Here is a 9,375-nt window from a genome sequence, read left to right as displayed (position 1 = left end):
TCCCCGGTCACGTACAGGTCGACGTCGAACCCCGGCGGCTTGCGGCACACCGACGGCTCGCCCCGGTCCAGGACGATCCACAGGCGAATCGGGGCGGGAGCGGGGGGACTGGGTGATGTCTACGGTGGTCATGTCTCGACGGTAGGGGCGCAGATCGATGCCGCCCAGTGCACGTTCTGGACCTACTCTGGAGATGTGCGCGAGTACGGGCAGTACTGTCCGGTCTCGATCGGCAGCGAAGTGCTCGCCGACCGGTGGACCCCGCTGATCCTGCGCGAAATGGTCTACGGCAGTACCCGTTTCAACGAGATCGAGCGCGGCCTCCCCGGCATCTCCCGCACCCTGCTGGCCACCCGGCTGCGGCACCTCGAACGCAAGGGCGTGCTGGAGCGGGTCCCGCAGGCCCGCGGCTGCGAGTACCGCCTGACCCCGGCCGGCCGCGAACTCGCCCCGATCCTCGTCGCGATCGGGGAGTGGGCGGTGAAGTGGTTGTTCGCCGAACCGGTGCCCGCCGAGGTCGACCCGGTGACGCTGACGTGGTGGATGCACCGCCGGGTGGACCGCGACCGGGTGCCGCAGCGGCGGGTGGTGATCGAGTTCGACTACACCGGTCCCGCCCCGATTCGCCTGTGGATCGTCCTGGACCGGGGCGAGCCGTCGGTGTGCCGCAAGCCGCCGGGGTTCGACGTCGACCTGTACGTGACCGGGGAACCGGTGGCCCTGATGCGCGTCTTCGCCGGCACCCGGACCCTCGCCGAGGCGATCGACGACGGCAGCGTGCAGGTGCACGGGCCGTCCGCGCTGGTGCGCGAGTTCGGGACCTGGTTCCTGTGGAGCCCCTTCCACGCGGCGGTGCGCCGCGCCGTCGCGGGTTTCGAGGCCGGCGAGCATTCCTGAACGGCCGGGGTGCCGCGTCGAGCAGCCGCAGCGCGCCGGAGCGCAGGGGAGGGCGGAGCCGGGCGGGGATGTGCGGCAGGGCAGTATGGAGAAGTGACGTCGAAGTCGAACAGCCGTCCCCGCCGCGTGGCCGTCCTGTCGGTCCACACCTCGCCGCTCGCGCAGCCCGGCACCGGGGACGCCGGCGGGATGAACGTCTACGTTCTGCAGACCGCCGTGCAGCTCGCGCGCCGCGGGGTCGAGGTGGAGATCTTCACCCGGGCGACGTCGTCGGCCGACCCCGTGGTGCAGGAGGCGGCACCCGGCGTGCTCGTGCGCAACGTCGCGGCCGGTCCGTACGAGGGGCTCGACAAGCACGACCTGCCCACGCAGCTGTGCGCGTTCGCGGCCGGGGTGCTGCGGGAGGAGGCCCGTCACCCGCAGGGCTACTACGACCTCGTGCACTCGCACTACTGGCTGTCCGGCCAGGTGGGCTGGCTCGCCCGGGACCGGTGGGGAGTCCCGCTGGTGCACACCGCGCACACGCTCGCCGCCGTGAAGAACGCCTCGCTCGCCGACGGTGACGTGCCCGAGCCGGCGGCCCGGCAGATCGGCGAGCAGCAGGTGGTCGCCGAGTCCGACCGGCTCGTCGCCAACACGGTCGACGAGGCGGCGCAGCTCGAACGCAGCTACGGCGCCGACCCGTCGCGGGTGGACGTGGTGGCGCCGGGTGCGGACCTGTCCCGTTACCGGCCGGGGGACCGGGCGGCCGCCCGGGCGGGCCTCGGCCTCGACCCCCGCGAGACGATCGTGACCTTCGTCGGGCGCATCCAGCCGCTCAAGGCACCGGACGTGCTGCTGCGGGCCGCTGCGGCGGCGATGTCCGCCGACCCGGAGGTACCCCTGCGCGTGCTGGTGGTCGGCGGGCCCTCCGGCACGGGACTCGAGCGGCCGCACTCGCTGATCGAACTGGCCGCCGAGCTCGGAATCGCCGCCCGGGTGACGTTCCTGCCCCCGCAGCCACCCGAGCGGCTGGTGCAGGTCTACCGCGCCTCGGACGTGGTGGCGGTGCCGAGCTACTCCGAGTCGTTCGGCCTGGTGGCGATCGAGGCGCAGGCCTGCGGGACCCCCGTGCTGGCCGCGAACGTCGGTGGCCTCGGCGTCGCGGTGCGCGACGGCGAGACCGGGCTGCTCGTCGACGGCCATCGCACCGACGACTGGGCCGCCGCGCTGCGCGCGCTGGTCACGGACCCGGGACGGCGGGCTGCGCTCGCGGCGGCCGCGCCCCTGCACGCGGAGAACTTCTCCTGGGAGCACACCGCGGAGGGTCTGCTCGCCAGTTACCGTAAGGCCGGTGCGCTGCGGAACCGTTCGCTCGGGACCGGCGAGTTCCCGCTGCGCCGGCAACGCGGAGTGTGGAAGATCCGGCGGACGACGGGGGTACGGGCGTGAGCGAGCGACTGAGCGAGACGATCGAGGCGACGCTGCGCGATCGCGGCCTCGAGTTCTCCCGCAAGGAGGGTGGGCACTTCGTCGTCGACCTGCCGGGGGAGAACAAGCTCAAGACGACGACGCTGCTCAGTCCCGGCAACCACGGCCTGCGCATCGAGGCGTTCGTGTGCCGCAAGCCCGACGAGAACTTCGAGGGCGTCTACCGGTACCTGCTCCGCCGCAATCGGCGGCTGTACGGGGTCGCGTACACCCTCGACAAGATCGGGGACATCTACCTCGTCGGCCGGATGTCGGAGGCCTCGGTCACTCCGGACGAACTGGACACGGTGCTCGGCCAGGTGCTCGAGGCCGCCGACCACGATTTCAACGTCATTCTCGGACTCGGATTCCTCACCTCCATCAAGCGGGAGTGGGAGTGGCGGGTCTCGCGGGGCGAGTCGCTCCGCAATCTCGAACCCTTCCGGCACCTGATCGAGGACGGCCGGCCCTTCGTGGTGGAGGACGCGCAGCCGTAACGCCGCGATATCGGTGACCCGAGCCACAATATTACTGTGAGCATGGTCACATAACGGCCGTGTAACTACACGGTTTCGAAACGGCGATTACTCGGACGTCACCTGGGAAAACGCTGCCGCCCGATCTTGGAATGTGAGACGGGCGTGCCGGAAAACAGCGCGTGACCGATCCGTGATGAGTCTCTAGCGTCGTAATCAGCCCGATACCACCGGGCAAGCAACACCGGCCCGTCGCCGCTGACTCTGCCCCGCGGGACCGGAACTCGATACCTGATCGAGGGGCAGGGACGAGGCACAGCTCCGAATCCGGGCAGCGGGATCGACATCGTCGGCCGCCGCAGTGCCTCGCCAGCAGACGCGAGAGGAATTCAACCGCATCATGGCAAACTTCACCTTCAAGCGCGCCCTCGGCACCGTCGCCGCCACCGCGGCCCTGGCCGTCACCCCGTTCGCACTCGGCACCGGCACCGCCAACGCCGCCTCCGGCAACTGGGACGCCGTCGCGCAGTGCGAGAGCAGTGGGAACTGGGCCATCAACAACGGCAACGGCTACCACGGTGGCCTGCAGTTCTCGCCGAGCACCTGGAACGCCTACGGCGGCCAGCAGTACGCCCCCACCGCCGACCAGGCGACCCGGGAGCAGCAGATCGCCATCGCCGAGAACGTCCTGGCCGGCCAGGGCGTCGGTGCGTGGCCGGTGTGCGGTCAGTACCTCTGATCCCACCGCCCGGGCTCACGCTCGTAGCAGCCGAACGAACCCCGCGTGCACCGCACGCGGGGTTCGTCGGGTTCTCACCGGATCCGCGACGCGGCCGACCGGCGGTAGGCGGCGGCCTCGAAGTCGAGGTATCCACCGAACGAGACGGCGTCGGCGAAGGGCAGGATCTGGGTGGCCCAGAAACCGGCGATGCCGTTCTGGCGGTCGATCCAGTAGTACAGGTTCGCCAGGCCGGCCCAGCCGAGCGCCCCGGCGGGCCGACCCGTCGGCGCCGGCTCCTCGTTGACCATGAACGTGTATGCCCAGTTCTTGGGTAGCCCGGGGAAGAACTCCGCATCGTTCGACAGCGCGGGGATCACGCCCGGCAGGGCGGTGATCTGCTGCCCGTCCAAACCGCCGCGCACCGCGTCGGCGACCGTTCCGGCGGCCAGCACCCGGCCGCCGGGCGCGTCCCCGTCGCGCAGCCACATCCGGAGGAACCTCAGGTAGTCCGGGACGGTCGTGTACAGACCGTGGCCCCCCATGTGGACCTCCGGATCCTGGGGGAGCACCATCTCGGGCATCGGTACGACTGTCCCGTCCTCGCCGCGCTGGTGGACGACGGCGAGCCGGTCGCGCATGTCGGCGGTGAGGGTGAACGCCGTGTCCGCCATCCCGAGGGGCTCGAAGATCCGTTCGCGCATCACCTCCCCGAGGCGCCGGCCCCGCACGGCCTCGACCACCAGCCCGCACCAGTCGATGTTCGAGCCGTACATCCACCGCTCGCCCGGATCGAACAGCAGCGGGGTCCGCAGCGCGGCCTTCGACGCCGTGATGACGCTGGGCTGACCGTGCCCCTCGGCGAGACGCCGGTAGTTCTCGTCGAAGAAGTCGTACCCGAGGCCGGCCGTGTGGAGCAGCAGCATGCGGGTGGTGATGTCCCGTTTCGGCGCGCGCAGCAGGGGCTCGCCGTCCGTTCCGAAGCCCTCGAGAACCTGGAGTTCGCCGATCTCCGGCACATACCGGGCGGCGGGGGCGTCGAGGTCGAGCAGGCCCTCCTCGACGCACTGGAGTGCCGCGGTGCCGGTGATCGCCTTCGTCGTGGAGAAGGCGGCGAACACGGTATCGGCGGTCATGGCCGTGCCGGACCCGGCGGCCCGTTCCCCGGCCACCCCCGAATACACCACGTCGTCCCGGTCGGTGAGCATGGCCACCACGCCCGGCAGGCCCCCCGGGCTGTGGGTGAGTTCCCGTAGGGCTGCATCCATGGTGCTCGCGAAGTCGTCTGTCACGGTTCCTCCTGTGCGCGGGTCCGCCGCCGGTGGGCCCACCGGCGTCGGATGCGGACGCTACGGACAGGGGTGTGACGTGGGCCACCTCCGATCGGCACGCGCTGTCGGATTTCGGCACTCACCGTCCGCGGGCCCGGGCGAGGGTCCGCGACGGGTTCTCGCCGAATCGGCGACGGTAGGCGGCGGCGAAGACGCCCATGTTGACGTAGCCCCATCGGGCCGCCACCGCGGAGACGGTGCACTCGGCCGACGCCGCGGCGAGTTCGTCGCGGATGTGCTGCAATCGCACGTCGCTCAGGTACCGGTTCGGCGTCGTGTCCAGGTGGCGGCGGAACCCGCCCGACAGTGCGCGCACGCTGACGCCCACGGCGGCGGCGATCTCGGAGACCGTGGGCAGATCCGCGGCGTGCTCGCGGATGTACTGTTCCGCGCGGCGGACGTACGCCGGCGCGGCCGGCTGGCGGCCGGCGTCGAGCGCGACGCCCGCTGCGGCGGCCCATTCGGTGACGAGGTGACCGAGGAGCAGCTCCTGCAGGTGAGCGCCCGGCGGGCCCTGCGCGATGCGCACCGGATCGGCGCGGATCGCGCGGACCGCATACGCGAGCAGCGCGTTCCAGCCCGACGATCCGGCCCCGACGACGCACTTGTGCTGCCACAGACGGTCGTCGGGAACGACGCCGAACCAGCGGTCGGCGAGGTCGGCGACGAGCCGGTGCGGCACCGTCAGGTTGAGCTGGAGATGCTCGTCGTCGAAGTCGACGCGGTGCTCGATCCGGCTGCAGTCGGCCACGAAGGTGGCGCCGGAGTCGATCTCCACCTCGCCCGCTGCGACCCGGTGCCGGGCGTGACCGCGGATCGTCGTCAGCACCAGGATGTTGCCGGCCTCGGCCGAGAGCTGGTCGACGGTCACCGGGATCCCGTACCGGAACCGGGTGAGCACGATGTCGCCGATCGCGGCGGAGAACATGCTCGATCGCGGGCGCAGCAGGCGCCCGCTCGGCCGCACGCGATAGGGCATGTACACCTGGTCCGACCACGCCCGGATCTCGTCCCAGTCCGTCGAGACCGTCGCCGGCGAGGGGGCGCAGCCGGAGAACGGGTCCAGCGAATGCACGACGTCCGTCATCCGGCCGAGCCTAGAGCGCCGGGGCGGGCGCCGACACTGCCCGATCGGCTGGGTCCGGGCGCGCGCGACCGGGCACGCGACGGCCCCCGACGCGGTAATGTCCGGCGTGCGTGTGACTGCCTTCACAGCGGTCAGGTACCGTACTCCCGGCACGTCTGGCACGGCGTGCCACAGAGTCCTGCTCCCGAGGAGAACCCATGAGCTTTCGCAGCCCGTTTCCCGACGTCGAAATCCCGGCACTGAGTGTCTACGACTTCCTGTTCGGTTCGATCGCGGAGGCGGACCTCGGTCGCCCGGCGCTGATCGAGGGCGCGTCGGGGGCCGTCACCGACTACCGCGCCCTGATCGGGCAGATCGACGCGATCGCCGGGGCCCTCGCGGCGCGCGGCGTGGGGGTCGGCGACGTTGTCGGCCTGCTCTCGCCGAACGTGCCCGCCTTCGCGTCCGTCTTCCACGGCATCCTGCGGGCGGGCGCGACCGCCACCACGATCAATGCCCTCTACACCGCCGAGGACATCGCCAAGCAGCTCGAGGATTCCAAGGCGACGTTCCTGTTCACCGTCTCCCCGCTGCTGCCGCACGCGAAGGAGGCCGCGGCCAAGGTGGGCATCGCCGACGACCACCTCGTCGTGCTCGACGGCGCCGAGGGGCACCCGTCCCTGCGCGACCTGCTCGCCGAGAACGCGCCCGCCCCCGAGGTGTCGTTCGATCCGGCCACCCATCTGGCGGTGCTGCCGTACTCGTCGGGCACCACGGGCCGCCCGAAGGGTGTGATGCTCACGCACACCAACCTGGTCGCCAACGTGTGCCAGATCAACCCGCGCATGGGCATCGGCGCCGACGACAAGGTCCTCGCCGTGCTGCCGTTCTTCCACATCTACGGCATGACCGTGCTGCTCAACGCGGCCCTGTACAACCGGGCGTCGCTGGTGACGATGCCGAAGTTCGACCTGCCGGAGTTCCTGCGGATCGTCGCCGAGCAGAAGTGCACGTACGTGTTCATCGCGCCGCCCGTCGCGGTTGCCCTCGCCAAGCACCCCCTCGTCGACCAGTTCGACCTGTCCAGCGTGCACACCGTGTTCTCGGGTGCCGCACCCCTGGACAAGGAACTCGGCGGTGCGGTGTCCGCGCGGCTCGGCTGCAAGATCCGCCAGGGCTACGGCATGTCGGAGATGAGCCCGGTCAGCCACGCCATCCCGTTCGACGGCGACGACGTGCCGCTCGACTCGGTCGGCCCGACGATCGCCAACATGGAGTGCAAGCTGGTCGACCCGGGCACGCTCGAGGAGGTCGCGTACCCGACCGGCGAGGGTGTCTCCGAGCCGGGTGAGCTGTGGTGCAAGGGCCCGAACGTGATGTTCGGCTACCTCGGCAACCCGCAGGCCACCGCGGAGACCCTCGACGCCGACGGGTTCCTGCACACCGGCGACATCGCCACGGTGGACGCGGCCGGCAACGTCACGATCGTCGACCGGCTCAAGGAACTGATCAAGTACAAGGGCTACCAGGTGCCGCCGGCCGAGCTCGAGGCGCTGCTGCTGACCCACCCGCAGATCGCCGACGCCGCGGTCGTGGGCGTGCTCGACGACGAGGGCGAGGAGGTGCCGAAGGCGTTCGTCGTGCGCCAGCCGAACGCGGAGCTGACCGAGGACGAGGTCATCGAGTTCGTCGCCGAGCGCGTCTCGCCGCACAAGAAGGTGCGCCGGGTGCAGTTCATCGACATCGTTCCGAAGTCCGCCGCGGGCAAGATCCTGCGCAAGGATCTGCGCACGCCGACGGCGTAGCCGGTTACCGTCCGGGCCGCAGGATCCGGCCGAGATGCGCCGCGAGCGCCTCGATCGTCGGATCCTGCGCCCGGAACCCGACGTAGCCGTCCGGCCGCACCACCACGGCCGCGGCGGCACCGCCGAACCCGTACGCCTGCGCGGCGCGGCCCGCGTCGTCACGCAGCACCCTGCCGTCGGCCGGCGTCCCGGCGGGTCCCGCCACGAGCACGTACGCCCGCAGCGCGTCGCCGAAACGGTCCGCCGCCCGCTCGGCCAGCTCCCGCTGGGACGCCAGCGCCTGCACCGTCGGCGCCCACAGCAGCACCGTGTGACCGGGGTGGCGCAGCAGCTCGTGCAGCCGGAGCGGCGACGCGACGGCGTCCTGTCGCAGTCCCGTCGCGTCCGGGGCGCGATCACCCGGGGCCGGACCGCCCCCGTCCGGCACGTCGCCGCCCACGAGCGGGCTGCCGGGGTAGCCGAGCAGCAACTGGGCCTCGCGCGCGATCGCGGTCGCCGCGTCCGTCTCGCCGGCCCCGATGCCCTGCCGGGCGTGCCGCACGGTGCGGCCCACCACCTCCTCCCCGATGGGGCGGCGCTCGGCGTCGTAGCTGTCGAGCAGGCCGTCGGCGGCGCGGCCCTGCACCGCCAGCGCGAGCTTCCAGCCGAGGTTGTAGGCGTCCTGGATGCCGGTGTTCATACCCTGCGCCCCGGTGGGCGGATGGATGTGCGCGGCGTCCCCGGCCAGGAACACCCGGCCCCCACCGTAGTTCCCGGCGAGGCGGTGGCTGATCCGGAACACCGACGACCAGCGCAGGGCACTCGCCCGCGTCGGTTCCGGCGCCAGCCGGTCGAGCACCGCCTGGATGTGACCGAGGGTGGGCCGGCGCCCGCCCTCGAGTCCGTGCGCAACGGTTCCGACGCCGGGCGCGGACGTCGCCAGGTCCGGCGCGACGAACGTCGACAGGCGGTAGCGGCCGTCGCCGGGCAGCGGGATGCACACCATCATGTCCGTCGTCGTGCCGTCGGTCCGCGTCGACGCGCGGATGCCGTAACCGGCCGGCATCGACCAGTCCAGTTCGACGTCGGCGAGCATGTACTCCTCGGGGAACGCGTCGCCGTCGAAGGACACCCCGAGGCCCTTGCGCACGGCGCTGTGCGCGCCGTCGCAGCCGACCAGATAGCGGGCGGCCAGCCGCGTCGTGTCCTCGCCGTCGCGCAGGGCGGCGACCACGCCGTCCGCGGTCCGGTCGAAGCCGGTCAGTTCGACGCCGCGGCGCACGACGGTGCCGTGCTCGGCCAGGGCCTGCGTCAGCACCCGTTCGGTGGCGTACTGGGGCATGCAGACGAATCGGTACGGCACGTCCTCGGGCAGTGCGAGTTCGAGGCGCATCACCTCCTGCCCGTCGACGTACACGAGCTGCCCGTGCATCGGCGCGGACACGTCGAGCGACGGCCGGAGCACGCCCATCGCGTCCCACACCTCGAGCGTGCGCGGCTGGATACCGACCGCCTTGGCGTACTGCGGCGGCTCCGGGAGCCGATCGACGATCACGACGTCGACGCCGCGCCGGCGCAGTTCCAGCGCGGCGGTCAGTCCGACCGGGCCGGCACCGACCACCAGGACCGAGGTCTCGCTCATCGGGCATACCCT

7 protein-coding genes and 1 pseudogene are annotated in these 9,375 nt (G+C 71.7%); 5 read left to right on the top strand and 3 right to left on the bottom strand.

Annotated elements, in window-relative coordinates; translation table 11 throughout:
• Positions 1-195: 195 nt before the first annotated feature.
• The 4 genes and pseudogenes from G6039_RS14480 to G6039_RS14465 all read left to right on the top strand — a co-directional run.
• On the top strand, positions 196-897 hold the full coding sequence (locus tag G6039_RS14480) for a winged helix-turn-helix transcriptional regulator (protein WP_029545165.1): 702 nt from the start codon (positions 196-198) through the stop codon (positions 895-897).
• Between the two features lie 93 nt (positions 898-990).
• Entirely contained in the window at positions 991-2,328 is a 1,338-nt protein-coding gene (gene mshA, locus G6039_RS14475) for a D-inositol-3-phosphate glycosyltransferase (RefSeq protein WP_006936015.1), read from the top strand.
• Positions 2,325-2,843, top strand: a complete 519-nt coding sequence (locus G6039_RS14470; RefSeq protein ID WP_006936013.1) for a type III secretion system chaperone family protein — start codon at positions 2,325-2,327, stop codon at positions 2,841-2,843. The genes mshA and G6039_RS14470 overlap by 4 nt, the downstream gene beginning before the upstream one ends.
• A 379-nt stretch (positions 2,844-3,222) precedes the next feature.
• Positions 3,223-3,558, top strand: a pseudogene (locus G6039_RS14465) (transglycosylase family protein); the annotation flags it as partial.
• Positions 3,559-3,635: 77 nt separating this feature from the next.
• Here G6039_RS14465 and acmB read toward each other — a convergent pair.
• Both acmB and G6039_RS14455 read right to left on the bottom strand, forming a co-directional pair.
• A complete protein-coding gene (gene acmB / locus G6039_RS14460) occupies positions 3,636-4,832 on the bottom strand; it encodes a methyl acetate hydrolase AcmB (protein ID WP_080688667.1) in 1,197 nt (398 codons plus the stop codon).
• A 118-nt stretch (positions 4,833-4,950) separates the two neighbouring features.
• Positions 4,951-5,958, bottom strand: a complete 1,008-nt coding sequence (locus G6039_RS14455) for a helix-turn-helix transcriptional regulator (RefSeq protein ID WP_051359203.1) — start codon at positions 5,956-5,958, stop codon at positions 4,951-4,953.
• 197 nt (positions 5,959-6,155) lie between these two features.
• Between G6039_RS14455 and G6039_RS14450 the strand changes: the two genes are divergently transcribed.
• Entirely contained in the window at positions 6,156-7,742 is a 1,587-nt protein-coding gene (locus G6039_RS14450; protein ID WP_043803255.1) for an AMP-binding protein, read from the top strand.
• Positions 7,743-7,746: 4 nt separating this feature from the next.
• Here the strand turns inward: G6039_RS14450 and G6039_RS14445 are convergent, their stop codons facing one another.
• On the bottom strand, positions 7,747-9,363 hold the full coding sequence (locus G6039_RS14445; RefSeq protein ID WP_043803252.1) for an FAD-dependent oxidoreductase: 1,617 nt from the start codon (positions 9,361-9,363) through the stop codon (positions 7,747-7,749).
• Between the last annotated feature and the right edge of the window lie 12 nt (positions 9,364-9,375).

The sequence above is a fragment of the Rhodococcus aetherivorans genome (assembly GCF_011058165.1).
Lineage (GTDB): Bacteria > Actinomycetota > Actinomycetes > Mycobacteriales > Mycobacteriaceae > Rhodococcus > Rhodococcus aetherivorans.
This window is presented reverse-complemented; position numbering and strand designations above follow the sequence as displayed.